We start from the raw sequence: 26,730 nt of genomic DNA, 5'->3' as shown, positions 1-26,730 counted from the left end.
GTGCAATGATATAATTGAATGGATCTGCAATAGGGGGAAGGGGGCAGTGGACAATGAAGAAAAAAAGGCGTTTATTCATTCGGACCGGCATCCTTCTCGTTTTAATCTGCGCACTCGGCTATACCATTTACAACGCTGTATTTGCCGGCAAAGAGAGTATATCCGAAGGGTCCGACGCACCGAATTTTGTCCTAGAGGATACGAATGGGAAACGTATCGAGCTCAGTGACTTAAAAGGGAAAGGTGTTTTTTTGAATTTCTGGGGTACATGGTGTGAACCGTGCAAAAAAGAGTTTCCTTATATGGCAAACCAATATAAGCATTTTAAAAGCCAAGGTGTTGAAATTGTCGCTGTAAATGTTGGGGAGTCAAAGATAGCAGTACATAATTTTATGAAATCCTACGGAGTCAATTTCCCGGTTGTTCTGGATACAGATCGCCAAGTGCTTGATGCCTATGACGTATCTCCGCTTCCGACAACCTTTTTGATCAATCCGGAAGGAAAAGTTGTCAAGGTGGTGACCGGCACTATGACAGAAAGCATGATACACGATTATATGAATCTCATAAAACCCGGAGAGACTTCGGGATGAAGCAAGTCAAATGTGAATGCGGACATATAAACCCGGTCGGAACCGTTTTATGCGAATCGTGCGGAAGAGCTCTTCAGGAAACTCAACCTCCGCTCGCTGATATGAGATATGACGGAAGCGCAAGACGTTCGCAAACCTATAACAAAACGATCATCGACAAAATTTGGAATTTCTTTTCCTCGGTTAAGGTGGGAATATGGCTTATCGTCATAACCCTTGCCGCATCAGCGTTCGGCACCATTTTTCCCCAGGAAGCCTATCTGCCTCCGGGCGCACAGGCTGATACTTATTACAAGGAGCAGTACGGCACGTTTGGCCAGCTTTATTATTTGCTCGGGTTTCATCATTTATATGGTTCTTGGTGGTATTTGCTGCTCATTGCCTCGATCGGCATTTCACTCGTGATTTGCAGCCTTGATCGGGTCATTCCGTTGTACAGAGCGTTAAAAAACCAAGGCGTCAGAAGGAGCCCAGCTTTTTTAAGAAGGCAGCGCTTGTTCAGTGAAACAGTTACTGTGCTGAACGGGGAATCGAAAGAAAAGATAGTTGCTCTATTAAAGAAAAAACATTATAGAATCAGAGAAAAAGAGGGCAGCATTCTTGCTGAAAAAGGACGCTTTTCCCGCTGGGGCCCGTATGTCAACCATATTGGATTGATCATCTTTTTGATTGGTGCGATGCTGAGATTTGTGCCTGGCATGTACGTCGATGAGACGCTTTGGGTCAGAGAAGGCGAAACCGCCGCAATTCCGGGTACAGACGGAAAATATTATTTAAAAAACAATCAATTCAGCGTAGAGACCTATAACAGCAAAACGGAAAAAAAGGTATTTGCAGATGCCATTGACAGAGTCGGGGACGGTAGAGTGGCAAAGAACTTTCAAACCGATGCCGTACTCTACAAGAGAGAAGGAAAAATTGTTTATGGCGAGAAGCCGAAGCTGAAAAAAGTAACAGAAGAAGACATCCGTGTCAATCAGCCGCTGCGTTTTGATTCTTTTTCCGTTTACCAGGTGGATTATAAAGAGAATCAGCTTGACCAAATGGTGTTCCAGCTGATTGATAAAAAAACAAAAAAATCCTTTGGGAGCCTGAAGATCAACCTTCTGGATCCAGATTCGGTCTATGATCTTGGCAACGGTTACAAAGTGGAAATCGCCAGCTACCTGCCAGACTTCTATTTTAATCAGGACGGAGAGCCGAGCACAAAAACAAAGATCCCTAACAATCCGGCTTTTGTCTTTAATATTATAACGCCGGACAAACCGAAAGGCGAAAAGAGCTTTGTCGCCATCCAAGAAACCATCGAAGGATCAGGCAATAATAAATACAAGCTGAAATTTGACCATGTCGAAACGAAAAACATTACTGGACTTACAGTCAGAAAGGATCTGACACTCTGGGTGCTTGCTGTCGGCGGAGCCATTTTTATGATCGGTGTTATTCAAGGTATGTACTGGCAGCATCGAAGAATTTGGCTGCACTCACAGGACGGTGCAGTTATGGTAGCAGGGCATACCAATAAAAACTGGTTTGGCCTGAAGAAGGATTTAGCATTTATATTGGCTGATTCCGGACTGACTGAACCGGTGGACCAAAAAGAATTAATCAAAACACAGAAATAGGCGAAAAGGGAGTGATGTCATGGCAGAGCTGAGCGGAAATTTTCTTTATGCGGCCTTTCTTGTGTATTTAATCGCTGTCCCAATCTTCGGCGGGGCCATACGCGGGAATAAAGATAAAAAGGGCAGGCCAAACCGATGGGCCAACATTGGAATCACCCTTTCTATTGTCGGTTTTTTCTGCCACCTAGGATATTTCATCACAAGGTGGGCTGCCAGCGGCCATGCGCCTGTCAGCAATATGTTTGAATTCACCACCGCTTTTGGCATGATGCTTGTTTTGGCGTTTATCATTCTTTATTTTCTCTATAGATTGCCTTCATTAGGCCTGTTTACGCTGTCAATTGCTTTATTGCTGATTGCCTACGCCAGCATGTTTCCGACAGATATCTCGCCTTTAATTCCTTCGCTCCAAAGTAACTGGCTGTATATTCACGTAACAACGGCCGCGCTTGGGCAAGCTATACTTGCCATCAGCTTTGTCGCTGGTGTCATCTTTCTTTTGAAGCATGTAGACCAGACAAAGCCAAGCAAAAAGACCTTCTGGCTTGAAGCGATTATGTTTATCCTGGTCACAACCGTCGCCTTTATTGCAATCACATCGGCATTTCGTCTTGCAGGCTATGAAGCGGAGTTTAACTGGGTGGACAAAAGTAAAGAAAAAAGCGTGATGGTGTACGAAATGCCCGCGCTTGTCGGTCCGCATCAGGGAGAGCTTTTGACCGAAGGAAGAATGGAACCGCTTGTTGATCTTCCCGCGCTTTTCTCAGGCAGAAAAGTGAACACTGTCATTTGGTCATTTGGAGCAGGTCTTGTGTTGTATGGGGCTCTCCGTCTGATCATCAGAAAAAGAATCAGCGCTCTATTACATCCGCTGGTGAAAAACGTCAATCTTGATCTGGTGGATGAGGTTGGGTACAGGGCCGTATCAATCGGATTTCCGATCTTTACACTCGGCGCGCTGATCTTTGCAATGATTTGGGCTCAGCTCGCGTGGACCAGATTTTGGGGCTGGGACCCTAAGGAAGTATGGGCGCTGATCACGTTTTTGTTCTATGCCGCTTACTTGCACTTAAGACTGTCAAGAGGCTGGCACGGTGAGAAGTCAGCATGGCTGGCCGTAATCGGTTTTGCTATTATTATGTTTAATTTAATATTCGTAAATCTTGTGCTTGCCGGACTTCATTCTTATGCATAGTCCTTTGAAAGCGACACAGTTCTCAAACTTTCTCACGATTTGATAAAATGAAAGTAACAGAAGGAAAGCAGGGGGAAAACATGGACCAAACGAACGAAACAAAAATATTAGTAGTTGATGACGAAGCCAGAATTCGCCGCCTTTTAAGAATGTATCTTGAACGTGAAAATTATGCTATAGATGAAGCTGAAAATGGTGATGAAGCCATTGCCAAAGGGCTTGAAGCCAATTATGACTTAATTTTGCTTGATCTGATGATGCCGGGGACTGATGGAATTGAAGTGTGCCGGCAAATTCGTGAAAAAAAAGCGACACCCATTATTATGCTGACCGCAAAAGGAGAAGAAGCAAACCGGGTGCAGGGGTTTGAAGCGGGAACAGATGATTATATTGTTAAGCCGTTCAGCCCGAGAGAAGTCGTGCTGCGTGTAAAGGCCCTTTTGAGAAGAGCATCCCAAACCTCTTATTTCAATGCCAATACACCGACGAAAAATGTGCTCGTGTTTTCACATCTGTCAATAGACCATGATGCTCACCGCGTAACAGCTGATGGAACAGAAGTGAGCCTGACGCCAAAAGAGTATGAGCTTCTATATTTCTTAGCGAAAACGCCTGACAAGGTGTATGATCGGGAAAAGCTTCTGAAAGAAGTGTGGCAATATGAGTTTTTTGGTGATTTACGGACAGTTGACACTCACGTCAAACGTTTGAGAGAGAAGCTGAACAAGGTATCTCCGGAAGCTGCGAAAAAAATTGTCACAGTATGGGGTGTAGGTTATAAATTTGAGGTCGGCGCTGAATGAAATTTTGGAAAAGCGTAGTAGGCAAGCTGTGGTTTACGATCCTTTCACTCGTCTTGATCGTATTGTTCATTTTAACGGTTCTTTTGCTGGAGTTTATTGAAAACTACCATGTGGAAGAAGCTGAGAATGATTTAACACAGCTTGCGAATAAAGTTGCTGTCATACTAGAAAATCACGAGGACCAGGCACTGGCAAGGTCAATCACTTGGGAACTCGCTGATAACTTAACAAGCATTGCCATCATCCAGGATGAGAAGAACCACTGGTATTCTCCGAATGATAAAAATCGCCTGTCGTCTATTACGGTTGAGCAAATACAGCATGATAAAGACTTAAATAAAGCTCTCAAAGACCATAAAAAAGTAAGCAAACGGACGGGACTGAGCGATACAGACACGGATAATGAACGCCTGATTGTAGGTGTCCCGTATGAAAAAGACGGAAAGAAAGGCATGGTCTTTTTATCCCAGTCTTTGCTTGCCGTTAAAGATACAACAAAACATACGACCCGCTATATTTTTCTTGCCGCTGGAATTGCGATTGTGCTGACCACATTTTTCGCATTCTTTTTATCAAGCAGGGTCACGTACCCTCTCCGAAAAATGAGAGAAGGCGCGCAGGATTTGGCGAAGGGCAAGTTCGATACAAAAATCCCGATTTTAACTCAGGATGAAATCGGTGAACTGGCGACCGCTTTTAATCAAATGGGCCGGCAGCTTAACTTTCATATCAATGCGCTCAATCAAGAAAAAGAGCAGCTTTCTAACATTTTGAGCAGTATGGCTGACGGGGTTATTACCATTAATATTGACGGTACGATTCTTGTGACCAACCCGCCGGCTGAACGTTTTCTTCAGGCTTGGTATTATGAACAGAACATGAATATCAAAGAAGGCGACAACCTTCCGCCTGAAGCAAAAGAGCTGTTTCAAAACGCTGTCAGCACTGAAAAAGAACAAATGATTGAGATGACGCTGCAAGGCAGATCATGGGTGCTTTTGATGTCGCCGCTTTATGCGGAATCGCACGTAAGAGGAGCGGTTGCCGTACTGCGTGACATGACAGAAGAACGCCGCCTTGATAAGCTGCGGGAGGACTTTATCGCAAATGTCAGTCATGAGCTGAGAACACCGATCTCCATGCTTCAGGGATACAGTGAAGCAATTGTCGATGACATTGCAAGCTCTGAAGAAGACCGGAAAGAAATTGCCCAAATCATTTATGACGAATCGCTCCGAATGGGCCGTTTAGTTAATGATTTGCTTGATTTAGCCCGAATGGAATCAGGCCATACAGGCTTACATTATGAAAAAATCAATGTGAATGAGTTTTTAGAAAAGATCATTCGGAAGTTTTCGGGTGTTGCGAAAGAAAAAAATATTGCTTTAGATCATGACATTTCTCTCACAGAAGAGGAATTTCTGTTTGATGAAGACAAGATGGAGCAGGTATTTACCAATTTGATTGATAACGCGCTGCGGCATACTTCAGCCGGCGGCAGTGTCTCCATTTCAGTCCATTCTGTGAAGGATGGATTGAAAATTGATATCAAAGACTCCGGGTCCGGCATACCGGAAGAAGATCTGCCATTTATCTTTGAGCGGTTTTATAAGGCAGATAAAGCGCGGACACGGGGCAGAGCAGGAACCGGGTTAGGGCTGGCTATCGTTAAAAATATCGTGGAAGCCCACAACGGATCAATTACTGTGCACAGCCGAATAGATAAAGGAACAACATTTACTTTTTATATTCCGACAAAACGGTAAAATCGAGTCTGAATTTGCCGAAGAATCTTGTTCCATAAGAAACACCCGCTGACTGAGCGGGTGTTTTTTTAATAGCCAACATTAATAAAATTTAAGGATATGTTAATATAAATTCCCTTCCAAATTCCAGTTACTCGTAATATAGTTGTAATGTAACTTTTCAAGCTATTCATACGACAAAAAAGTGAACGGAGGGGTTTCAAATGGAAGAAACCTTTCAATTATTATATGATACATATCATCAAGATTTGTACCAATTTTTATTTTATATGGTAAAGGATAAAAACCAGACAGAAGACCTTCTTCAAGAGGTTTATATCCGGGTATTAAATTCTTATCATACGTTTGAAGGAAGAAGCAGTGAAAAAACATGGCTTTTGTCTATCGCACGCCATGTTGCGATAGACTGGTTCCGTAAACAGCAAACAATCAGACAGCGTATACTCGGTACATTTGACTGGGATACACAGGATGTCAGGGATCAGCAATTGCTACCGGACGAACTTGCGGTTCAACATGAAAATGTCCGGGAAATTTATGCTGCGCTTGATCAATGTACAATCGATCAAAGAGCTGTGATTATCTTGCGGTTTATTCAGGGATATTCAATACAGGAAACAGCCAAGGCTCTGCGCTTCTCGGAAAGCAAAGTAAAAACGACCCAACACAGAGGGCTCAAAGTACTTCGGAAACATATGGAGCTTTTGAGGGAGGAGCTAATGGATGATGAAGTCAGAATGGAACGAAGAACAGATAAAGGAGTTGTTAAGTCAACTTCCGGCAGTTAAAGACCATCGTTCGCCTCAGGATATTTACAAGCGGCTGACGATGGCAAAGCGTAAAAATAAGCCCGCTGTCAGGTGGATTGGCCCCGCGTGTGCCGCTGCAATTGCGGTTTATATCGCCTTCATTATTTCTCCTCATTTCTTTGATCAGGCACAGCCTCAACAAAAAGAAGCGTCCCAAGAGAACGCAGTAACGAAAACTGAGACAGAAGACAGCCCAAAAGCTGCATCGTCCTTGGATCATACATCGTTTGTTGTACCTGAAAAGGAACAAGACAATTACATCACTGTAGCAGTTGCTGATGCCGATACATCCGCAATCATACCCGTCAGCATCCAAAAAACAAATGCAGACCAAACGATCCAGGATATGCTGTTTGAAAGTAGTGAATTGGGCATCCTTGATCATGCCATTACAATTCCAACCTTCATAGATGAAGTAGAAATAAAGGAAAAACCAAAGCAGAAGGAATTAAGTATACGAGTCCATCAGCCAGCTACGGCATTTTCTGTAAAAGATGATACACTGTTAAAAAAATTGCTTAAAGAATCCTTAAAATGGAGTCCTTATGAAAAAGTCAAATTTTTATCGGATCAAAATGAGACTGGGGTTCGGATTGGCTCATATGGCACTTTTACGGAAATTTCGATTCCCAAACAGTCAAAACGATCCTACTACTTGTACCAAAATAAACAAGGACAAGACTTTCTCGTTCCGTCAAATCATTCTTTTGATACAGTAAAAGAAGCGATTAAGGAAATGGAATCGAGCAGCCAAGAAGATACGACACCTCTTATTCAAGCGGGTGCTGTCCAATCTGTAACGAAGAAACAGAAACACTTATATATCCGCTTTTCAAAGGACTCAGAAGTTGAGGATTCTATTGCCGGTATTTTAATGATTGAGGGACTTCTTTTAACCGCAAAAGAGTTTGGCTTCACAGAAGTGACCTTTGCGGAAACCAGAACGAAAAAAATCGGCAAATATGACATATCAGATGCAATTCCGGTGCCAGCTGCTCCAAATCCGATTTCCTTAAACTAAAAAGAGCCCTTTAAGGCTCTTTTTTAGTTGCTATTCATATAATAGAAATTTTCAAAAAAAAGTTGTACGTGTATAATAAAACAAGGTAACGATTGAAAGGATTTGAGATGAGTGAACGTGTTAACAATTAAAGGAGTTTCCATCGGGGAAGGAATGCCGAAAATCATCGTTCCGCTGATGGGAAAGACGGAAAAACAAATTCTGAATGAAGCAGAGGCAGTAAAATTACTGAATCCGGACATTGTTGAATGGAGAGTCGACGTATTTGAAAAAGCGAATGACAGAGAAGCGGTCACAAAGCTCATTTCTAAGCTTCGTAAATCTTTAGGAGACAAGCTATTTCTATTTACATTCAGAACCCACAAAGAGGGCGGGAACATGGAGATGGACGGAAGCTCCTATCTTGCTTTGCTGGAATCGGCAATCCAAACAAAAGACATCGATCTGATAGACATCGAATTATTTTCAGGAGATGCACATGTAAAAGCGTTAGTATCGATGGCGGAAGAAAACAACGTCTATGTGGTGATGTCAAATCATGACTTTAAAAAAACACCTGTAAAAGATGAAATTCTTTCCAGACTTCGAAAAATGCAGGAATTAGGCGCGCATATTCCAAAAATGGCTGTCATGCCGAATGATACTGGAGATCTCCTAACGCTGCTTGATGCGACGTATACAATGAAAACAAAATATGCAGACCGTCCCATTATTACAATGTCAATGGCTGCAACAGGGCTTATCAGCAGGCTGAGCGGTGAGGTTTTTGGATCGGCTTGTACTTTTGGAGCTGGAGAAGAGGCGTCCGCACCAGGTCAAATACCTGTTTCTGAGCTAAGGAGTGTCTTAGATATTTTGCATAAAAACACACGGGGATAGAAATAAAAAAACTCAAGCTATATAGATAGCTTGAGTTTTTTTTGATTATGGCAGATCAATGAGTTTCACAGACACAATATCAGGGACATTTGTTAGTTCTTTCACAATTTTGTCTTCCAGATGTCTGTCAAAGGAAAGCATCATGATGGCTTCTCCGCCTTTTTCCTTACGGCCAACCTGCATAGTTGCAATGTTAATATCGTTATCTCCGAGAATACGTCCTACTCGGCCAATGACACCTGTTGTATCTTGATGCTGGATATACACCAAGTGACCTGTCGGATAAAAATCAATATTAAATCCATTGATCTCGACAATTCGTTCTCCGAAATGAGGAATATACGTAGCCGTTACAGTAAAGGTGCTGCGGTCTCCTGTCACTTTTACGCTGATGCAGTTATCGTATCCAGATTCAGAAGAGGAAATTTTTTCACTGAAGCTGATGCCGCGTTCTTTTGCGACACCCCCGGCATTGACCTCATTAACAGTAGAGTCTACGCGCGGTTTTAAAAAGCCTGACAGAAGGGCTTTTGTAATGAACGATGTTTCAAGTTTAGCAATTGTGCCTTCATATTGAATGGCAACATCCTGTACTGGTTCTTTCATGCACTGTGATACAAGGCTGCCAATTTTTCCTGCAATTTGATGGTAAGGCTTAATTTTAGCAAATTCATCTTTTGTCATGGCAGGCAGGTTGATAGCTGACATGACAGGCAGGCCTTTTGCGAACTGCAGAACTTCTTCTGACACTTGGGCGGCGACATTGAGCTGTGCTTCTTTCGTTGATGCTCCCAAGTGAGGAGTGGCAATGACTAACGGATGATCAACAAGTTTGTTGTCAACTGGCGGTTCAACTTCGAAAACGTCAAGAGCCGCTCCCGCAACATGCCCGTTTTCCAAAGCTTCGAGAAGTGCTGCTTCATCGATAATTCCGCCTCGCGCACAGTTAATTAAGCGAACGCCTTTTTTCGTTTTTGCAATCGTTTCTTTATTCAATAAGCCTTTTGTTTCTTTAGTTAAAGGCGTGTGAACGGTAATGATATCCGCACTTTCAAGCACTTCTTCAAATGTACGGCTGTTTACGCCGATTTTTTTCGCTCTTTCTTCCGTTAAGAAAGGATCAAAAACGTGCACAGTCATACCGAACGCTCTCGCACGCTGTGCAATTTCACTTCCGATTCGGCCTAATCCTACAATACCAAGCGTTTTTCCATAAAGCTCTGAACCGACATAAGCTGTGCGGTTCCACTCTCTGGATTTCACTGAGATATTAGCCTGCGGAATGTGTCTCATTAAAGAAGAGATCATTGCAAATGTATGCTCAGCTGTCGAAATGGTGTTGCCGTTCGGAGCATTGATCACGATTACCCCGTGTTTCGTAGCCTCATCAATATCGATATTATCGACACCGACACCGGCTCTTCCGACAATTTTTAAAGAAGTCATTTTGTTGAAAAGGTCTTCTGTTACTTTTGTCGCGCTTCGCACCAAAAGAGCATCAAAAGTATGTAATTCATCTTCTGCATCTGCTACGTTTTTTTGAACGATTTCAATAAAGTCTGATTCAATAAGTGGCTGTAAACCGTCGTTGCTCATTTTGTCTGAGACCAATACTCGAAACATCGTTAGATTTCCTCCTAAATTGACAAACTAAATATCTGATAATTTAACATATTCTCAAAAGAGTGTCAACGTGTATTGACGCAGTAAAGGATAAAAGTAAAGCCTAATAAATCAATGATCTGACAGCTTGCAGGTAATATATTTAATTTGAAGCAATTCTCTATACAGCCAACCAGTTATCGTTTATAATGTAATTAAATTTCATATGATCAATCTTCGGGGCAGGGTGAAATTCCCTACCGGCGGTGATGAGCCAATGGCTCTAAGCCCGCGAGCTGTCTTTACAGCAGGATTCGGTGAGATTCCGGAGCCGACAGTACAGTCTGGATGGGAGAAGATGGAGGTTCATAAGCGTTTTGAAATTGAATTTTTCAAACGTTTCTTTGCCTAGCCTAATTTTCGAAACCCCGCTTTTATATATGAAGCGGTTTTTTTATTGGCTGGAAAAGAACCTTTCCGTTTTCGAGTAAGATGTGATCGAAAAGGAGAGAATGAAGTGAAAGTAAAAAAATTAGTTGTGGTCAGCATGCTGAGCAGCATTGCATTTGTTTTGATGCTGTTAAATTTCCCGTTTCCGGGTCTTCCGGATTATTTAAAAATCGATTTTAGCGACGTTCCCGCAATTATTGCCATTCTGATTTACGGACCTTTGGCGGGTATTGCCGTAGAAGCGATAAAAAATGTTCTTCAGTATATCATTCAGGGAAGCATGGCCGGAGTTCCTGTAGGGCAAGTTGCGAATTTTATTGCAGGAACACTCTTTATATTACCGACTGCTTTCTTATTTAAAAAACTCAACTCAGCAAAGGGCTTGGCTGTCAGCCTGCTTTTGGGAACTGCAGCGATGACCATTTTAATGAGTATTTTAAATTATGTTCTGATTCTTCCGGCATACACGTGGTTTTTACATTCACCGGCATTATCCGACAGCGCGCTAAAAACAGCAGTCGTCGCAGGTATCCTGCCGTTTAACATGATAAAAGGTATTGTAATTACGGTTGTATTCTCACTAATTTTTATCAAGCTTAAGCCATGGATTGAGCAGCAGCGAAGTGCACATATCCATTAAATAAAAAAGCTCCCGTTCGGGAGCTTTTTTTAGTTACTTCTATTCAAATTTAAGCGGGTCGCCTTCAAATGGCTCATCCGCCACTTTGATGGAATCAGTAGGGCATCCTTCAAATGCGTCAATCATATCTTCTTCCAGTACCTCAGGAACTTCGACAACACCTTTGTTTTCATCAAGCGTTACGAACGCGATGCCTTCATCATCGTAATCGTAAATGTCTGGTGCAGCAGCTCCGCAAGCGCCGCATGCAATACATGTATCTTTGTCTACGATTGTGTACTTTGCCATGAATAAAACCTCCCAGATTGTTCTTGGTGGAACAAATGGATCAATCTTTATATTTAATCAATTTAACACCTATTCCTCTTACTTATTGTAATGATGTTGCTGCCACATTTCAACAGAAAAATGATTGAGAATGCTTATCACATAAGGGGTTATCTACATAACATCCCCCTTAATGATGACTTTAAACGTCGATTTCTGTTTGAAATCTGTTAAAATAAAAAGAGCAAATCAACGATTTTTGTCAGGAAGAATGTAGGTGGATAGGTTGTCATTAAATTACTTCGATATTATGGTTCTCGATTGTCTTTGCAAAATAAACGGGGAACGGTCGGGAAGCGCTGTTTTTCACCTATTCAAAGGCAAGAGATCGTCACAGACCATTCAAGATGCCGGCTTATTTCAGACTGCAAAATACTTTGGAATGGCGGCAAAATGTTCGAGAAGCGATATTTCTGCGTCGCTTGACAAGCTTGAAAAGCATTCATATCTCGCGCCAATGTCTGAATCAGATACATACAAAGTGACAGCCAGCGGCGCAGCAGTTTTGAGACATGCCCTTAGCGAGCGGCCTTGGCCCGTTCATTGTCACGGCGCTCATTATCAGCAGGCTGCCGGCGTGCTTTGGAAAAGGCTTTCGCTGCTTGTGCAGGTCCTATCCCATAAACAGCAAGGGAGCAGGCAGTATATCCCTGTCACAAAGGATCATAAGACACTTCACTGGGTAAAGAAATACCTGTCCCGGCATACGGATCATATAGAGATGGCAAAAAGCCTTTTTGCCATGCTTGAGGCGCATTTGAAAAAGATTGAAAACAAAGCAGCGCAAATTTTTGTCTACTCCTTAACCTCGCACCATCGGATCGGTTATACGAGCAGGCAGCTTGCTGATACGCTGAAAGAAGACGAATGGTATGTCTATATCATGTTTTGGGCTTCGGTACATTATTTTATTCATTCTCTTCCGGAGTGTGAAGATGCTTTGTTAAAGGATCTCCTTTCTGATGTGCACTTAGATAATGCCCTGACAGAGTCGACGAGGAAAACATGGCAGATGGTCAAACAAGGGTTTCCGATACAGCGAATTGCTGAAATCAGAAAGCTGAAAACAGCGACGATTGAAGACCACATTGTCGAGATTTCTCTCCATGAGCCTGCGTTTATGATTAATGACTATGTATCAGCAGAAGACCAGCTTCAAATCGCAGAGTTTGCCAAACGGATGCGGACGAATAAAATCAAACAAATTCGCGACGGGCTGGAACAGCGGTTCAGCTACTTTCAAATCAGACTGGCATTGACAAAGCAGGTGCAGCAATATGACTAAATTACAGCAAACGTTATATCAGTTTTTTGGTTTTACTTCCTTTAAAAAAGGGCAGCAGGACATTATTGAAAGCATACTCAGCGGGAAGGATACCATTGCAATGCTCCCGACTGGGGGAGGGAAATCGCTTTGCTACCAGCTGCCTGGTTATATGCTTGACGGCATGGTATTAATCGTTTCTCCACTGCTTTCTTTAATGGAGGATCAGGTGCAGCAGCTGAAAGCCCGGGGGGAAAAGCGTGCTGCAGCTTTGAACAGCATGCTTAACAGGCAGGAAAGACAATTTGTTTTAGAACATATTCATCGATATAAATTTTTGTACTTGTCTCCTGAAGCTTTACAGTCTCCATATGTATTGGAAAAATTGAAAAGCGTCCCGATCAGCCTATTTGTTATTGACGAAGCGCATTGTATTTCTGAATGGGGACACGACTTCAGGCCTGATTATTCAAAGCTCGGACAGCTGAGAAAAAAACTTGGACACCCGCCCGTTCTGGCATTGACCGCCACGGCTACAAAGGAAACGCTGCAAGATGTCATGAACCTGCTGGAGCTGCAGCATGCTGTACGCCATCTCAACTCAGTCAACCGCCCAAACATCGCACTGAGGGTTGAAAATGCGGCGGATACTGCCGAAAAAATAGATAGGGTCATTCAGCTGGTTGAAAACCTGCAAGGTCCGGGAATTGTTTATTGTCCGACACGGAAATGGGCTGAGGAATTAGCGGGTGAAATTAAAAGCAAAACGAGCAGCAGAGCCGACTTTTACCATGGCGGTTTGGAGTCAGGGGACAGGATTTTAATTCAGCAGCAGTTTATTCATAACCAGCTTGATGTGATATGTTGTACGAATGCGTTTGGAATGGGTGTCGATAAACCCGATATCAGATATGTGATTCATTTTCACCTCCCGCAGACGGCAGAAGCTTTTATGCAGGAAATCGGCAGAGCGGGCCGCGACGGAAAGCCGAGTGTCAGCATTTTGCTGCGGGCGCCAGGGGATTTTGAATTGCAGGAACAGATTATCCAGATGGAGAGTGTCACAGCTGAAGAAATCGCCGACGTGATCCGTGTGCTAGAGAAGACGGAGGAGCGGGATGAGAGAAGGCTGCGTGACGTATTACTTCAGTATGGCGTCGGAGAGACACAGGCCCGTATGATGATTCATCTCTTTATGCAGGGAAAAACATCAGTTGAACTGATGAAGAAAGAAATTTCATATCGCATGGAGCTGAAGCTGGAAAAAATGCACCGTGTATCATTTTTGCTTCAGCGTGACGGCTGTTTAAGGCAGGCACTATTAACCTACTTTGATGAATCATACGAGCCTGATGACGGAAACCTCCCGTGCTGTTCACATTGCGGTTTTGATTTATCCTTGTATGAACAAAAAGGGGAACGGAGTAAAATGGCGCCATTAGACAGCTGGAGTTCGGAATTGCACCGGATATTCAGCTTGCAGACTGTAGGTGAGCTGAACTGAAACAGCAAAAAGATTATATTCAGCATATGACTGACCATGATATGCTGAAGCAGTTATATTTGACGCAGCTACTCATCATCTTTGCCGCTGCTGCAGCAGGACTGTTCTTTTTTGAGGATGTACGGGACGTATTAAAGCTCTGGGACATTCGCGATATGCGAATCATCTGGTATGGTGTTTCTATAGCTGTTATTGTTATTTTAGCCGATATGGCAGTAATGAAATGGTTTCCGTCTCATTTATATGATGACGGCGGAATCAATAAAAAAATATTCAGTAAGAGGTCAATCCCTCATATTATATTTTTAACGCTTCTGATTGCTTTCGCGGAAGAAATGTTATTCAGAGGAGTGCTGCAGACTCATATCGGTTTATGGACGGCCAGCCTTATATTTGCCGCTCTGCACTTTCGGTATTTGTCAAAATGGCTGTTATTTATTATGGTGACAGCAATCAGCTTTTTGCTCGGTCTGATGTATGAATGGACCGGCAACTTATTTGTTCCGATGACGGCGCATTTTATCATTGATGCCGTGTTTGCCTGTCAGATTCGTTTTGAACATGTGAGGAGGGATAAACATGACGAACATGTCGAGAGTAGAGAGAAGAAAAGCCCAGAATCTTTATGAAGATCAAAACGCCGCATTGGCGGACGATTATGTCGATGATGGAGAAAGCCTTCCGACAAGACAATCTGTAAAAAATCAAAGAGAACAGAAAAAAAAGCAAGGCAAAACAAAAACACCATTATTCACAGTACTCGCAGTAATATTTGTATTTGTGCCGGTTATCGTTTTAGTCACCTTATTTTATCTAAAGAGCCACCCGGATAATCATGACGATTATGAAGATGTTTTTATTGACAGCAGCCAAAGCAAATATGAGGTTGTCCCGAAATCAGAGGATAAAAACGATACCGCAGACACTAAAGAAACCGCACTGCAGAAGGAGTCAAAAAAAGAGCCAGAAGATTCCAAGCCAAAAGAGCAAACAGCTGCTGATAAGAAACAGACTGCTGTAGCGGAAAAAGAAGACTCGCCAAATAAGGAGGAAGCAACCGCCGCGGCTGCTTCCTCTTCCCAATCAACAGTACAACAGCAAGAACAGCCAGCTGAGCCAGTTCAAAATGTGCCGAATCGCGTTGTCAAGCACACCGTCCAAAAGAAAGAAACGCTATACCGCATTTCCATGAAGTATTATAAAAGCCGGACAGGAGAAGAAAAAATTCGAGCATATAATCATCTGAATGGAAATGATGTTTACACCGGACAAGTTTTGGACATCCCTTTAATGGATGAATAGGGTATTATTTTTATTTTACGTTCATATATTGTAGCAATGAAAATGGACAAGGTGTGAAGCGTATGGAATCCTTATGGAATCAGCTGGATCAGTTTACAGACGCGCCGACCAAACAGATGCTCCAAGCGCTGGTAAAACGAAAACAAAAATTCGAAAATTATGCAGCACAATGCCGCAGATGGCGATGGGCTTCACTTATCTGCCTAGGCTTATTATGTGTTATGATCATGATCAAAAGCCCGGAGCCTCAGCTTATACTTCAAGAAATACTTAGCCATACCTTTTATTTATTTTGGATGCTGGCAACCGCTTTTGCCTACTGCACTTCATATTATTTCAAGAAAAAGGAAGAAAAATCCGAGACTGATTTCCATAAACTGAGATGTGAAATTATTCAGAAAAGCACTGATCTCTGGCCGCAGCCCGATAAATGGAAGGCGAGAGAGTCTGTTTTTCATATGATGAAGCACAAATATGACATTAATCTATATTTTGAAAGTAAATAAAATGGGGCGTTTTCTCAAACGATAGAAACGTCTTTTTTTTATTGTCCGTCTTATTGATAAGTTCTAAAAAGAATGGAGAGTTTTTTATGAAGCTATCAGTGAAAATTGCCGGTGTACTAACTGTTGCGGCAGCGGCAATGACGGCAAAAATGTATGCAACAGCAAAAGGCAATCATTTGAAGACACATACGTTTCCTTTATCAAAGATGAAGGGCAAGCCGCCTCTGACAATCTTTTTTATTTCAGACATTCACAAACGTCTCATCGATCAAGACCTTTTAGAAAAAGCGCGAAGCCATGCCCCCCACTTGGTTATAATCGGCGGTGATTTAGCTGAGGGCGGGGTGCCCAGTGCGAGAATCGAGGAAAACATCAAAAGGCTCGTACATTTCGGGGTCCCTATCGTGTTTGTGTGGGGGAATAATGATTATGAAGTCAGGCAGCATAAGCTGTATTCCATATTTAAAGCGCACGGCGTCATCACTCTGAGAAATGAGTCAGTCCCGTTTTCATACAATGGGCATACGATTGCGATTGCGGGGGTTGATGATATCAGGATGGAGATGGATCATTATGAGGAAGCCATCAAAGAACTTGATGAAAGCCAGCTGAATATTCTGGTTTGCCATAATCCGGAGATTCATGAACAAATCAATGAAGATGACGGTATTGATGTGATACTCAGCGGGCATACCCATGGAGGCCAGATCAGGTTTGGAAAATTTGGCCCTTATGAACTGGGGAAAACAGGTATTGTTAAAAACGCGGCATATCTGATCAGCAACGGCTACGGCACGACAAAAGTGCCTCTTCGTTTAGGTGCTGAGCCTGAAACTCACATTGTGACTCTTTGCGGGCCAGAATAACTTCTAAAAAGCAAAAATCCGTATGGCAATAAAAACTGCATTGTGCTTGTCTTACTAGTGAACTCAGTGTAAACTGATAACAATTAAGAACCTATGACTCATCATCTCATATAATGTGTTATATGATTTGTGTGCAAGTAGAGGCAGGAGGGAACGTTATGCGGCTTGAGCGTCTGAATTATAATAAGATCAAAATCTTTTTAACCCTCGATGATTTGACAGACCGGGGATTGACAAAAGAAGACCTCTGGAAGGACTCATTTAAAGTCCACCAGTTATTTAAAGATATGATGAATGAAGCAAATACAGAGCTCGGCTTTGAAGCGAATGGACCGATTGCAGTGGAAGTGTATTCTCTCCAAGCACAAGGGATGGTCGTGATTGTAACAAAGAACCAAGACGCCGATTCAGAAGACGATGAGTATGATGATGATTACATCGAAATGCAAGTCAAGCTTGATGAAAGCGCGGACATCATATATCAATTCCATTCCTTTGAAGATATCATTCAGCTTTCAGAAAGCTTACAGCGAATCGGTATCACAGGGGGAACTGTCTACCACTATGACGGGCAGTACTTTTTAAGCCTTGAAGATCTAGGGTCACATACGGCTGAAGGGGTTGTGGCGGTTCTGGCTGAATACGGCAATCCGACAACTTTAACGATTTATCGCCTGCAAGAGTATGGTAAGCTCATTATGGACGGTAATGCCGTAGAAACGATACAAACTCATTTTTCATAAGAATGCAACGGAAAACTGCTGATTTCAGCAGTTTTTTTTCGTTAAAAAACATGGAAAAACATAACGTTTATTCTATGCACAGATCATATGAAGGTGTATACTATTCTCTGAAAGGGAGCATGTGAGAAACAGAAGATTCTAGGAGGTTAACTCAAATGGCAGCCGATCGAAACACCGGTCATACAGAAGAGGACAAACTTGATGTATTAAAATCAACCCAAACCGTAATACATAAGGCTCTGGAAAAATTGGGATATCCCGAAGAGGTATACGAATTGTTAAAAGAGCCGATGAGATTATTAACGGTAAAAATACCTGTTCGTATGGACGACGGTTCAGTAAAGATTTTCACAGGATATCGTGCGCAGCACAATGACTCTGTCGGTCCAACGAAAGGCGGGATACGTTTTCACCCGAACGTAACAGAAAAAGAGGTGAAGGCGCTTTCAATTTGGATGAGTTTAAAATGCGGCATAATTGATCTTCCATATGGCGGTGGTAAAGGCGGAATTGTTTGTGATCCAAGGGATATGTCGTTTAGAGAGCTGGAGCGTCTGAGCAGAGGGTATGTCAGAGCGATCAGCCAAATTGTCGGCCCGACAAAAGACGTGCCGGCACCGGATGTATTTACAAACTCACAAATCATGGCTTGGATGATGGATGAGTATTCAAGAATTGATGAATTTAATTCGCCTGGATTTATTACAGGCAAACCGCTTGTGCTTGGCGGATCTCACGGGAGAGAATCTGCGACAGCAAAAGGTGTTACCATCTGTATTAAAGAAGCGGCTAAGAAGAGAGGCATCGATATTAAAGGTGCGCGTGTCGTTGTCCAAGGCTTCGGAAACGCGGGAAGCTATTTGGCAAAATTTATGCATGATGCGGGGGCAAAAGTTGTCGGCATCTCAGATGCGTATGGCGGACTTTATGATCCGGAAGGCCTTGATATCGATTATTTACTCGACCGACGCGACAGCTTCGGTACCGTAACAAAGCTTTTCAACGATACCATTACCAACCAAGAGCTGCTGGAGCTGGATTGTGATATTCTCGTTCCTGCTGCGATTGAAAATCAAATTACAGAAGAAAATGCCCATAATATCCGGGCTAAAATTGTCGTTGAAGCAGCGAACGGACCAACAACGCTTGAAGGAACAAAAATTCTTTCAGACCGGGACATTCTGCTTGTACCAGACGTGCTGGCAAGTGCCGGTGGCGTAACAGTTTCTTATTTTGAATGGGTTCAGAATAACCAAGGCTTCTACTGGAGTGAAGAAGAGGTAGAAGAAAAATTAGAAAAAATGATGGTCAAATCATTTAACAATATTTATGAAATGGCTAACAACCGAAGAATTGACATGAGGCTCGCTGCATATATGGTCGGCGTTCGCAAAATGGCTGAAGCTTCGCGTTTTAGAGGCTGGATATAAGTTGATGATTTGCATAAAAATAAAAAATCTCCTATGATAAAATAGGAGATTTTTTTATTCGGAAATAGAAAATATGAAGTGAAATGCCAATCGCAGGAGTTGACAGAAATGATTCAAGAAAAAGCAATTATTATAGGCGGAGGACCTTGTGGACTATCTGCTGCCATTCACCTAAAACAAATTGGCATTGATGCCCTCGTCATCGAAAAAGGCAATGTCGTTAACAGTATTTACAATTATCCGACGCATCAAACCTTTTTCAGCTCAAGTGAAAAGCTCGAAATCGGAGATGTGGCATTTATTACAGAGAACAGGAAGCCTGTCAGAATTCAGGCTTTATCGTATTACCGTGAAGTCGTCAAACGGAAAAACATCCGTGTTAATGCGTTTGAAATGGTGCGTAAAGTGACGAAAACGCAAAATAACACATTCGTTATTGAGACGTCAAAAGAGACCTACACGACGCCATATTGTATCATCGCCACAGGCTATTATGATCATCCAAACTATATGGGCGTACCCGGTGAGGATTTGCCGAAAGTATTTCATTATTTTAAAGAAGGCCACCCGTATTTTGATAAAGATGTTGTTGTCATCGGCGGGAAAAATTCAAGCGTGGACGCCGCCCTTGAACTCGTGAAATCTGGGGCGCGTGTCACAGTTTTATATAGGGGCAATGAGTATTCTCCAAGCATTAAGCCGTGGATTCTGCCAGAATTTGAAGCCCTCGTCAGAAACGGTACAATCCGTATGGAATTTGGCGCTTGTGTCGAAAAAATCACCGAGGATGAAGTTGTGTTTCGCTCCGGAGAGAAAGAACTCATTACCATTAAAAATGATTTTGTATTTGCCATGACAGGCTATCATCCCGATCATCAATTTCTTGAAAAAATTGGTGTTGAAATTGATAAAGAAACAGGGCGTCCATATTTCAACGAAGAAACGATGGAAACGAACGTTGAAGGTGTCTTTATTGCCGGGGTTATTGCTGCGGGAAATAATGCAAATGAAATATTTATTGAAAACGGCAGGTTTCACGGGGGGCATATCGCAGCGGAAATCGCCAAAAGAGAAAACCATTAAAGATGAGGAGCATATGATGCATTCGTATGCTCTTTTTGTTTTTTTAAGTGCAGACAGATGTAAAATTTTAAACAACATGGTAGGATAGACGTAGGAATATAAAGGAAAGAGGTTGCCTGATGTTTGCAATCATCTCTGCAGGAATTGCCCCCGGCATCGCGTTATTAAGTTATTTTTATTTAAAAGATCAGTATGATAATGAACCTGTACATATGGTGCTACGGTCGTTTTTTCTCGGGGTTGTTCTTGTATTTCCCATCATGTTTATCCAGTATGTACTTGAAAAAGAGAATGTAGGAGACGGAAGCTTTTTCGTTTCTTTTTTATCTTCGGGGTTTTTGGAGGAATCATTAAAATGGTTTATACTGATGATCAGTGTCTACCCGCACGCCCACTTTGATGAGCATTATGACGGGATTGTGTACGGTACAAGTGTATCACTCGGTTTTGCAACCCTCGAAAATATTCTTTATTTAATTGGCCACGGCGTGGAGCATGCGTTTGTCAGGGCGCTGCTGCCTGTTTCATGCCATGCCTTGATTGGCGTTATAATGGGATTTTACCTTGGAAAAGCCCGTTTTTCCGCTGATAAGGCGCGTGTAAAGTGGCTTACTCTTTCTTTAGTTGTCCCATCCCTTTTGCATGGATCATATGATTTTATCCTAACAGCGCTTAGCAATTGGATTTATTATATGCTTCCATTTATGGTATTTTTATGGTGGTTTGGTTTGCGTAAAGCGAAAAAAGCCCGTTCCGTTAATATGATGCAAGTATAGAAGCCGCACAGCAACCGTGCGGCTTTTTTGTGTGCAGTTTTTATGTTCTGAGGGATAACAAGGAAAGAGTGTATAAAAATAACCTCGTTACAGAAAATACGATTACACTTAAAAATTTGCAGTAGGAGGCTTGAAAAGATGAAGTCCAAAGGATCGATTATGGCATGTCTCATCCTTTTTTCCTTTACAATAACGACGTTTATTAATACTGAAACGATCTCTGCCTTTTCGAATCAGGTCATTCAAAGAGGGGCAACAGGGGATGATGTGGTCGAACTTCAGGCGCGTCTTCAATACAACGGATATTATAACGGAAAAATTGACGGGGTTTATGGATGGGGGACGTACTGGGCAGTTCGAAATTTTCAGGATCAATTCGGGTTAAAAGAGGTTGACGGCCTTGTAGGAGCTAAAACAAAGCAAACCTTAATATGTAAATCAAAATACTATCGTGAATATGTCATGGAACAGCTCAATAAAGGGAATACATTCACGCATTACGGAAAAATTCCGCTAAAGTATCAGACGAAACCATCAAAAGCAGCAACACAAAAGGCAAGACAACAAGCAGAAGCACGGCAGAAACAGCCTGCGGAAAAAACAACGCAGCAGCCTAAAGCGAATGCGAATAAACAGCAAAACAATACACCAGCAAAAGCAAGAAAACAGGATGCGGTAGCAGCGAACATGCCTGGTGGATTTTCCAACAACGATATCAGGCTGCTTGCTCAAGCGGTTTATGGCGAAGCCCGGGGCGAGCCGTACGAGGGGCAGGTTGCTATTGCAGCAGTCATTTTAAACCGTTTGAACAGCCCGTTATTTCCAAATTCAGTAGCGGGGGTTATTTTTGAGCCGCTTGCCTTCACAGCAGTAGCCGACGGACAAATTTACATGCAGCCGAATGAAACGGCACGAGAAGCAGTGCTGGATGCCATCAATGGCTGGGACCCATCAGAGGAAGCACTTTACTACTTTAATCCGGATACGGCTACAAGTCCGTGGATTTGGGGGCGTCCGCAGATTAAAAGAATCGGTAAACACATTTTCTGTGAGTAGCAGATATGAGAAAGCATAAAAAGAGGTGTGATAAATGATCAGAGGAATTTTAATCGCCGTGCTTGGTATTGCAATAGTCGGTACAGGCTACTGGGGATACAAAGAACACCAGGAAAAAGACGCAGTTCTTCTTCATGCTGAAAATAACTATCAGCGGGCGTTTCATGAGCTTACCTATCAGGTGGATCAGCTTCATGATAAAATCGGAACAACACTTGCCATGAACAGCCAAAAATCACTGTCGCCTGCATTGATCGATGTGTGGAGGATTACATCAGAAGCTCATAACAGCGTCAGTCAGCTGCCGCTTACATTAATGCCGTTTAATAAAACTGAAGAGCTATTATCAAAGATCGGCGATTTCAGCTATAAAACGTCAGTCAGAGATTTGGACCAAAAGCCGCTTGATAAAAACGAGTATACATCACTAAATAAGCTATATCAGCAGTCCGAAGATATACAAAATGAATTGCGTCATGTTCAGCACCTTGTCATGAGCAAAAACCTTCGCTGGATGGACGTAGAAATGGCCCTGGCTTCTGACGAAAAACAAAGTGATAATACGATTATCAACAGCTTTAAAACAGTCGAAAAAAATGTTGGTGCATTCTCCACTGGCACTGATCTTGGCCCGAGTTTCACCAGCACGAAAAAAGAAGAGAAAGGCTTCAGCCATCTGAAGGGAAAACAAATTTCCGAACAGGAAGCAAAACAAATTGCTGAGCGCTTTGCCCCAGATGACAATTATTCAATTAAAGTGGTAAAGAGCGGAAAAAAAACAAATCGCGATGTATATAGCATCAGCATGAAAGACCCAGACCATAAAGCAGTGATTTATATGGATATTACGAAGAAGGGCGGGCATCCGGTATACTTGATCCAAAACAGAGAAGTGAAAGATCAGAAAATCAGTTTAAATGACGGATCGAACCGAGCGCTTGCATTTTTAAAGAAAAACGGATTTGAAACAGATGATTTGGAAATTGATGAAAGTGCCCAATATGATAAAATCGGTGTATTTTCATATGTTCCTGTTGAAAATAAAGTCCGGATGTACCCCGAGGCAATTCGTATGAAAGTGGCCTTGGATGACGGTGAGGTTGTCGGCTTTTCAGCAAGAGACTTCCTCACATCTCACAGAAAAAGAACCATACCTAAGCCTGCAATTACTGAAGCAGAGGCAAAGTCTAAATTAAATAAAAATGTACAAGTGAGAGAAACAAGGCTCGCTTTGATTACAAATGAACTAGGTCAAGAAGTGTTATGCTACGAAATGCTTGGGACAATTGAAAATGACACATTCAGAATGTATATCAATGCCAAAGACGGATCGGAAGAAAAGGTTGAAAAACTAAAAAATGCAGAACCTATATATAAAGACCTATAAAAAACAGGAGGAAAGGACTAAATGTCTTTTCCTTTTTTTCATTACGTGCTTTAATAAAAACGTGAGTATATTGAATGCGAAAGAGTGAAGTCAATGATAGAGATTGGAGAAAATGTACTTTTAGAATATATAGAAGAAAATGAATTGAAAAAGGCAAAAAGCAAGGCGGTCAGCATCGAAAACAATGAACTTTTGATCGCGTATCCTGTTGATGTAGTTACAGGGCGAACTGTGATTTTACATAACGATATGGAAGTAACGGTAGAGTTTGTGGGAAAAGACGAAGTTCCTTATCGCTTTATAAGCCGTATAAAAGGTAAAGTGAAGGACAAACTTCAAATGATCTGTCTTGAAATGCCTCCCCGTGAAAAAATGAAAAGAATCCAGCGCCGCCAATATGTAAGAACTGATGCGGTATTAGATGTGCAAATTCAGCCGGGAAATGAAGAAGAGATCCGCACACTATCCTATAACATCAGTGCAGGCGGCATCGCCGTGGTTTTAGCTGATGGCCTTTCTTTTCAATCGGGGGAATCATTGCGCCTGATCATCCGTCTTCCTGAAGAGGAGCACACACGTCAAATAGAAACAGAAGCAGTTGTCAGACGAATCTTTAATGACCCCAAGTCAGAAAAACGAAAAATGACTTTAGAGTATTCAGAAATTGCAGCAGGTGACCAGCAGGCTTTGCTTCAATACTGCATCAGGCGCCAGTTAAATAAGAGAAGAAAGGCCCGAATGGAATAAACATCGGCAAACACTTCCATACTATTTGTAATGGAGGTGCTCCAATGAAAACATTTGAACGGCTGCTGATCAAATTATTGTTCATTCAGGCCATCATTTTACTTGGTGTCCAATTTCTTTTTCACTATCAGCATATTGAACCATACGTATCAAAAGTGATTCAATATGAAGGGGTGGATAAAATGGAGGAAAACAATAGGATTGAAACCTTCAAACATTAATTATTCATCAATTTTTCACCCTTTTTCATAAAGTTCGTGATACAATCCATAGAGGAGAAAAGAGCAAGGAGAGGAATTATGGAAAAGAAATTATCGATTGCAATCGACGGCCCGGCAGCTGCGGGGAAAAGCACCGTTGCCAAAATTGTGGCTGAGAAAAAATCGTACATATATATTGATACAGGAGCGATGTATCGGGCGATTACGTACGCGGCTTTACAGGAAAACGTTGATCTGACAGATGAAGAAAAACTGGCTGAGCTGCTAAAGCGGACAGACATTGAGCTGATTACAACAAAAGATGGACAAAAAGTGTTTGTAAACGGCACCGATGTAACTGAGGCGATCAGAACAGATGAAATCAGCAACCAAGTTTCAATTGCGGCCAAGCACAGAAGTGTCAGAGAAGAAATGGTGAAACGCCAGCAGCAGCTTGGGGAAAAAGGCGGCGTCGTCATGGATGGTCGTGACATCGGGACGCATGTGCTGCCAAATGCAGAAGTAAAAATCTTTCTTTTGGCATCTGTGGAAGAGAGAGCGAAACGCCGTTATGAAGAAAATGTGAAAAAAGGCTTTGATGTCAACTACGAAACATTAATTGAGGAAATTGCAAGAAGAGACAAGCTTGATTCAGAGCGCGAAGTATCTCCGCTGCGTAAAGCAGAAGACGCTCTTGAAATCGACACGACATCGCTTTCCATTCAAGAGGTAGCTGATAAAATCCTCGAGGCTGTGGAGCAAAAGTCCCGCTGAGGATGGCAAATGCCACTTTTTTTGAATTTTTCAACGAAGATAGAATGTTATTGCTTGACAAACCTGTCCTTTTATTAGAAGTTAATACTAATAAAACTTTTTATTGATCATTCAAAAAACTTTTTTGGATGATTCTTTAATACATATTCGGCTAAAAGCGGGCATGTTATATGTTCAGCTTTCAAACCGTTTTAATTAAGCTGTGTAGGTTTGGACCAAGGAGGTTATTCAAATGACAGAGGAAATGAATCAAATTGATGTTCAAGTGCCAGAGGTTGGAGATGTAGTTAAAGGGATTGTGACAAAGGTAGAAGACAAACATGTAGATGTAGAAATTATCAATGTCAAACAATCCGGTATTATTCCAATCAGTGAATTATCAAGTCTTCATGTAGAGAAAGCATCGGATGTTGTTAAAGTAGACGACGAGCTTGACCTGAAAGTAACAAAAGTGGAAGACGATGCTTTGATTTTATCTAAACGTGCTGTTGATGCAGACCGCGCTTGGGAAGACCTTGAGAAAAAATTTGAAACAAAAGAAGTGTTTGAAGCTGAAGTGAAAGATGTCGTGAAAGGCGGCCTTGTCGTTGATATCGGCGTTCGCGGTTTTATTCCGGCATCACTTGTTGAAGCACATTTCGTTGAAGACTTCACTGACTATAAAGGAAAAACACTGTCACTGCTCGTTGTAGAGCTTGACCGTGATAAAAACCGCGTGATCCTTTCACACCGTGCTGTTGTTGAAAGTGAACAAGCGAATAAAAAACAAGAACTTCTTCAGTCTCTTGAAGTTGGAAGTGTACTTGATGGCAAAGTACAGCGCCTGACTGACTTTGGCGCGTTTGTTGATATTGGCGGCATCGACGGACTTGTACACATTTCACAGCTTTCCCACTCTCATGTAGAGAAGCCGTCTGACGTTGTTGAAGAGGGACAAGAAGTAAAAGTGAAAGTGTTATCGGTTGACCGTGATAATGAACGTATTTCTTTATCGATCAAAGATACACTGCCTGGACCTTGGAGCCAAATCGGCGAAAAAGTGAAGCCTGGCGATGTGCTTGAAGGAACTGTACAGCGTCTTGTAAGCTTCGGTGCCTTTGTTGAAATCCTTCCAGGTGTTGAAGGTCTCGTTCATATTTCTCAAATTTCCAATAAACACATCGGCACGCCGCATGAAGTCCTTGAAGAAGGACAGACTGTAAAAGTGAAGGTTCTTGATGTGAATGAAAATGAGGAGCGCATTTCATTAAGCATGCGTGAACTTGAAGAAACGCCTAAAGCTGACCAGGAAGATTACCGTCAATATCAAGCGAAGGAAGAAACAAGCACTGGCTTCCAGCTTGGAGATCTGATCGGAGATAAGCTGAATAAACTAAAATAAT

At 42.2% G+C, this 26,730-nt stretch carries 27 protein-coding genes and 1 riboswitch; of the genes, 25 read left to right on the top strand and 2 right to left on the bottom strand.

Features of this window, described 5'->3' with window-relative positions:
• Positions 1-53 precede the first annotated feature (53 nt).
• The 8 genes from resA to aroD all read left to right on the top strand — a co-directional run bounded on the left by resA (position 54) and on the right by aroD (position 8,691).
• Complete coding sequence (gene resA, locus NSQ12_RS11870) at positions 54-593, top strand: thiol-disulfide oxidoreductase ResA (protein ID WP_003230513.1); 540 nt, start codon at positions 54-56, stop codon at positions 591-593.
• Entirely contained in the window at positions 590-2,218 is a 1,629-nt protein-coding gene (gene resB, locus NSQ12_RS11865) for a cytochrome c biogenesis protein ResB (RefSeq protein ID WP_038429221.1), read from the top strand. The genes resA and resB overlap by 4 nt, the downstream gene beginning before the upstream one ends.
• Positions 2,219-2,237: 19 nt before the next feature.
• Complete coding sequence (resC, locus tag NSQ12_RS11860; protein WP_004398799.1) at positions 2,238-3,413, top strand: cytochrome c biogenesis protein ResC; 1,176 nt, start codon at positions 2,238-2,240, stop codon at positions 3,411-3,413.
• 80 nt (positions 3,414-3,493) lie between these two features.
• Complete coding sequence (resD, locus tag NSQ12_RS11855) at positions 3,494-4,216, top strand: DNA-binding response regulator ResD (protein WP_003246107.1); 723 nt, start codon at positions 3,494-3,496, stop codon at positions 4,214-4,216.
• Positions 4,213-5,982, top strand: coding sequence for a sensor histidine kinase ResE (gene resE, locus NSQ12_RS11850; protein ID WP_124058528.1), 1,770 nt, complete (start codon positions 4,213-4,215; stop codon positions 5,980-5,982). The genes resD and resE overlap by 4 nt, the downstream gene beginning before the upstream one ends.
• Before the next feature lie 203 nt (positions 5,983-6,185).
• Positions 6,186-6,770 carry an RNA polymerase sigma factor SigX gene (gene sigX / locus NSQ12_RS11845; protein WP_003230521.1) on the top strand — a complete coding sequence of 195 codons (585 nt, stop codon included), beginning with the start codon at positions 6,186-6,188 and terminating at the stop codon, positions 6,768-6,770.
• Positions 6,706-7,812, top strand: coding sequence for an anti-sigma-X factor RsiX (rsiX, locus tag NSQ12_RS11840; RefSeq protein WP_163130692.1), 1,107 nt, complete (start codon positions 6,706-6,708; stop codon positions 7,810-7,812). The genes sigX and rsiX overlap by 65 nt, the downstream gene beginning before the upstream one ends.
• A gap of 111 nt (positions 7,813-7,923) precedes the next feature.
• A complete protein-coding gene (gene aroD / locus NSQ12_RS11835; protein ID WP_339174787.1) occupies positions 7,924-8,691 on the top strand; it encodes a type I 3-dehydroquinate dehydratase in 768 nt (255 codons plus the stop codon).
• Between the two features lie 45 nt (positions 8,692-8,736).
• Here the strand turns inward: aroD and serA are convergent, their stop codons facing one another.
• Positions 8,737-10,314, bottom strand: coding sequence for a phosphoglycerate dehydrogenase (gene serA / locus NSQ12_RS11830; protein WP_004398713.1), 1,578 nt, complete (start codon positions 10,312-10,314; stop codon positions 8,737-8,739).
• 208 nt (positions 10,315-10,522) lie between these two features.
• Positions 10,523-10,657: riboswitch (FMN riboswitch) on the top strand.
• Positions 10,658-10,810: 153 nt separating this feature from the next.
• Between serA and fmnP the strand changes: the two genes are divergently transcribed.
• On the top strand, positions 10,811-11,383 hold the full coding sequence (gene fmnP / locus NSQ12_RS11825) for a riboflavin transporter FmnP (RefSeq protein ID WP_004399159.1): 573 nt from the start codon (positions 10,811-10,813) through the stop codon (positions 11,381-11,383).
• Positions 11,384-11,422: 39 nt separating this feature from the next.
• Here fmnP and NSQ12_RS11820 read toward each other — a convergent pair whose 3' ends face one another.
• Positions 11,423-11,671, bottom strand: a complete 249-nt coding sequence (locus NSQ12_RS11820) for a ferredoxin (RefSeq protein ID WP_003225461.1) — start codon at positions 11,669-11,671, stop codon at positions 11,423-11,425.
• Between the two features lie 265 nt (positions 11,672-11,936).
• Between NSQ12_RS11820 and NSQ12_RS11815 the strand changes: the two genes are divergently transcribed.
• From NSQ12_RS11815 to rpsA, 16 genes are all read left to right on the top strand, one after another.
• Positions 11,937-12,995: a helix-turn-helix domain-containing protein gene (locus NSQ12_RS11815; RefSeq protein ID WP_004398594.1), complete on the top strand. Its 1,059-nt coding sequence runs from the start codon at positions 11,937-11,939 to the stop codon at positions 12,993-12,995.
• On the top strand, positions 12,988-14,478 hold the full coding sequence (locus NSQ12_RS11810) for an ATP-dependent DNA helicase RecQ (RefSeq protein WP_015251799.1): 1,491 nt from the start codon (positions 12,988-12,990) through the stop codon (positions 14,476-14,478). The genes NSQ12_RS11815 and NSQ12_RS11810 overlap by 8 nt, the downstream gene beginning before the upstream one ends.
• Before the next feature lie 26 nt (positions 14,479-14,504).
• A complete protein-coding gene (locus NSQ12_RS11805) occupies positions 14,505-15,107 on the top strand; it encodes a CPBP family intramembrane glutamic endopeptidase (protein WP_003230529.1) in 603 nt (200 codons plus the stop codon).
• A complete protein-coding gene (locus NSQ12_RS11800) occupies positions 15,058-15,780 on the top strand; it encodes a LysM peptidoglycan-binding domain-containing protein (protein WP_004398603.1) in 723 nt (240 codons plus the stop codon). Before NSQ12_RS11805 ends, NSQ12_RS11800 begins: the two co-directional genes overlap by 50 nt.
• Positions 15,781-15,842: 62 nt before the next feature.
• On the top strand, positions 15,843-16,286 hold the full coding sequence (locus NSQ12_RS11795; protein ID WP_003230531.1) for a YpbF family protein: 444 nt from the start codon (positions 15,843-15,845) through the stop codon (positions 16,284-16,286).
• 86 nt (positions 16,287-16,372) lie between these two features.
• The gene (locus tag NSQ12_RS11790; RefSeq protein ID WP_003230532.1) at positions 16,373-17,152 is read left to right on the top strand and encodes a metallophosphoesterase; all 780 of its coding nucleotides are present in this window, start codon (positions 16,373-16,375) and stop codon (positions 17,150-17,152) included.
• 158 nt (positions 17,153-17,310) lie between these two features.
• Complete coding sequence (locus NSQ12_RS11785; protein WP_003230533.1) at positions 17,311-17,895, top strand: genetic competence negative regulator; 585 nt, start codon at positions 17,311-17,313, stop codon at positions 17,893-17,895.
• Positions 17,896-18,050: 155 nt separating this feature from the next.
• Positions 18,051-19,325 carry an NAD-specific glutamate dehydrogenase gene (gudB, locus tag NSQ12_RS11780; protein WP_003230536.1) on the top strand — a complete coding sequence of 425 codons (1,275 nt, stop codon included), beginning with the start codon at positions 18,051-18,053 and terminating at the stop codon, positions 19,323-19,325.
• A 108-nt stretch (positions 19,326-19,433) separates the two neighbouring features.
• Positions 19,434-20,408 (top strand): YpdA family putative bacillithiol disulfide reductase, encoded by a 975-nt coding sequence (locus NSQ12_RS11775; RefSeq protein ID WP_015714182.1) that lies wholly within the window; start codon positions 19,434-19,436, stop codon positions 20,406-20,408.
• A 119-nt stretch (positions 20,409-20,527) separates the two neighbouring features.
• Complete coding sequence (prsW, locus tag NSQ12_RS11770) at positions 20,528-21,184, top strand: glutamic-type intramembrane protease PrsW (RefSeq protein ID WP_032722047.1); 657 nt, start codon at positions 20,528-20,530, stop codon at positions 21,182-21,184.
• A 138-nt stretch (positions 21,185-21,322) separates the two neighbouring features.
• Positions 21,323-22,240 carry a spore cortex-lytic enzyme gene (gene sleB / locus NSQ12_RS11765; RefSeq protein ID WP_015714181.1) on the top strand — a complete coding sequence of 306 codons (918 nt, stop codon included), beginning with the start codon at positions 21,323-21,325 and terminating at the stop codon, positions 22,238-22,240.
• Positions 22,241-22,274: 34 nt separating this feature from the next.
• A complete protein-coding gene (gene ypeB / locus NSQ12_RS11760) occupies positions 22,275-23,627 on the top strand; it encodes a germination protein YpeB (protein WP_003230547.1) in 1,353 nt (450 codons plus the stop codon).
• A gap of 93 nt (positions 23,628-23,720) precedes the next feature.
• On the top strand, positions 23,721-24,374 hold the full coding sequence (gene dgrA, locus NSQ12_RS11755) for a cyclic di-GMP receptor DgrA (protein ID WP_003230551.1): 654 nt from the start codon (positions 23,721-23,723) through the stop codon (positions 24,372-24,374).
• A gap of 44 nt (positions 24,375-24,418) precedes the next feature.
• Positions 24,419-24,595, top strand: a complete 177-nt coding sequence (locus tag NSQ12_RS11750; protein WP_003230553.1) for a YpfB family protein — start codon at positions 24,419-24,421, stop codon at positions 24,593-24,595.
• Between the two features lie 78 nt (positions 24,596-24,673).
• Complete coding sequence (gene cmk, locus NSQ12_RS11745; protein WP_003230555.1) at positions 24,674-25,348, top strand: (d)CMP kinase; 675 nt, start codon at positions 24,674-24,676, stop codon at positions 25,346-25,348.
• A gap of 232 nt (positions 25,349-25,580) precedes the next feature.
• Positions 25,581-26,729 carry a 30S ribosomal protein S1 gene (gene rpsA, locus NSQ12_RS11740; protein WP_014477197.1) on the top strand — a complete coding sequence of 383 codons (1,149 nt, stop codon included), beginning with the start codon at positions 25,581-25,583 and terminating at the stop codon, positions 26,727-26,729.
• Position 26,730 lies beyond the last annotated feature (1 nt).

The sequence above is a fragment of the Bacillus sp. PS95 genome (genome assembly GCF_037963565.1).
In the GTDB taxonomy this organism is placed as follows: Bacteria; Bacillota; Bacilli; order Bacillales; family Bacillaceae; genus Bacillus; species Bacillus subtilis.
This window is presented reverse-complemented; position numbering and strand designations above follow the sequence as displayed.

What these genes read in the sequence shown, in the direction of transcription:
- resA (WP_003230513.1), top strand. Translation starts at nt 54, where the DNA reads ATGAAGAAAAAAAGGCGTTTATTCATTCGGACCGGCATCCTTCTCGTT.
- resB (WP_038429221.1), top strand. Translation starts at nt 590, where the DNA reads ATGAAGCAAGTCAAATGTGAATGCGGACATATAAACCCGGTCGGAACC.
- resC (WP_004398799.1), top strand. Translation starts at nt 2,238, where the DNA reads ATGGCAGAGCTGAGCGGAAATTTTCTTTATGCGGCCTTTCTTGTGTAT.
- resD (WP_003246107.1), top strand. Translation starts at nt 3,494, where the DNA reads ATGGACCAAACGAACGAAACAAAAATATTAGTAGTTGATGACGAAGCC.
- resE (WP_124058528.1), top strand. Translation starts at nt 4,213, where the DNA reads ATGAAATTTTGGAAAAGCGTAGTAGGCAAGCTGTGGTTTACGATCCTT.
- sigX (WP_003230521.1), top strand. Translation starts at nt 6,186, where the DNA reads ATGGAAGAAACCTTTCAATTATTATATGATACATATCATCAAGATTTG.
- rsiX (WP_163130692.1), top strand. Translation starts at nt 6,706, where the DNA reads ATGATGAAGTCAGAATGGAACGAAGAACAGATAAAGGAGTTGTTAAGT.
- serA (WP_004398713.1), bottom strand. Translation starts at nt 10,314, where the DNA reads ATGTTTCGAGTATTGGTCTCAGACAAAATGAGCAACGACGGTTTACAG.
- NSQ12_RS11820 (WP_003225461.1), bottom strand. Translation starts at nt 11,671, where the DNA reads ATGGCAAAGTACACAATCGTAGACAAAGATACATGTATTGCATGCGGC.
- NSQ12_RS11810 (WP_015251799.1), top strand. Translation starts at nt 12,988, where the DNA reads ATGACTAAATTACAGCAAACGTTATATCAGTTTTTTGGTTTTACTTCC.
- NSQ12_RS11805 (WP_003230529.1), top strand. Translation starts at nt 14,505, where the DNA reads ATGACTGACCATGATATGCTGAAGCAGTTATATTTGACGCAGCTACTC.
- NSQ12_RS11800 (WP_004398603.1), top strand. Translation starts at nt 15,058, where the DNA reads ATGACGAACATGTCGAGAGTAGAGAGAAGAAAAGCCCAGAATCTTTAT.
- NSQ12_RS11795 (WP_003230531.1), top strand. Translation starts at nt 15,843, where the DNA reads ATGGAATCCTTATGGAATCAGCTGGATCAGTTTACAGACGCGCCGACC.
- NSQ12_RS11790 (WP_003230532.1), top strand. Translation starts at nt 16,373, where the DNA reads ATGAAGCTATCAGTGAAAATTGCCGGTGTACTAACTGTTGCGGCAGCG.
- NSQ12_RS11785 (WP_003230533.1), top strand. Translation starts at nt 17,311, where the DNA reads ATGCGGCTTGAGCGTCTGAATTATAATAAGATCAAAATCTTTTTAACC.
- gudB (WP_003230536.1), top strand. Translation starts at nt 18,051, where the DNA reads ATGGCAGCCGATCGAAACACCGGTCATACAGAAGAGGACAAACTTGAT.
- NSQ12_RS11775 (WP_015714182.1), top strand. Translation starts at nt 19,434, where the DNA reads ATGATTCAAGAAAAAGCAATTATTATAGGCGGAGGACCTTGTGGACTA.
- prsW (WP_032722047.1), top strand. Translation starts at nt 20,528, where the DNA reads ATGTTTGCAATCATCTCTGCAGGAATTGCCCCCGGCATCGCGTTATTA.
- sleB (WP_015714181.1), top strand. Translation starts at nt 21,323, where the DNA reads ATGAAGTCCAAAGGATCGATTATGGCATGTCTCATCCTTTTTTCCTTT.
- ypeB (WP_003230547.1), top strand. Translation starts at nt 22,275, where the DNA reads ATGATCAGAGGAATTTTAATCGCCGTGCTTGGTATTGCAATAGTCGGT.
- dgrA (WP_003230551.1), top strand. Translation starts at nt 23,721, where the DNA reads ATGATAGAGATTGGAGAAAATGTACTTTTAGAATATATAGAAGAAAAT.
- NSQ12_RS11750 (WP_003230553.1), top strand. Translation starts at nt 24,419, where the DNA reads ATGAAAACATTTGAACGGCTGCTGATCAAATTATTGTTCATTCAGGCC.
- cmk (WP_003230555.1), top strand. Translation starts at nt 24,674, where the DNA reads ATGGAAAAGAAATTATCGATTGCAATCGACGGCCCGGCAGCTGCGGGG.
- rpsA (WP_014477197.1), top strand. Translation starts at nt 25,581, where the DNA reads ATGACAGAGGAAATGAATCAAATTGATGTTCAAGTGCCAGAGGTTGGA.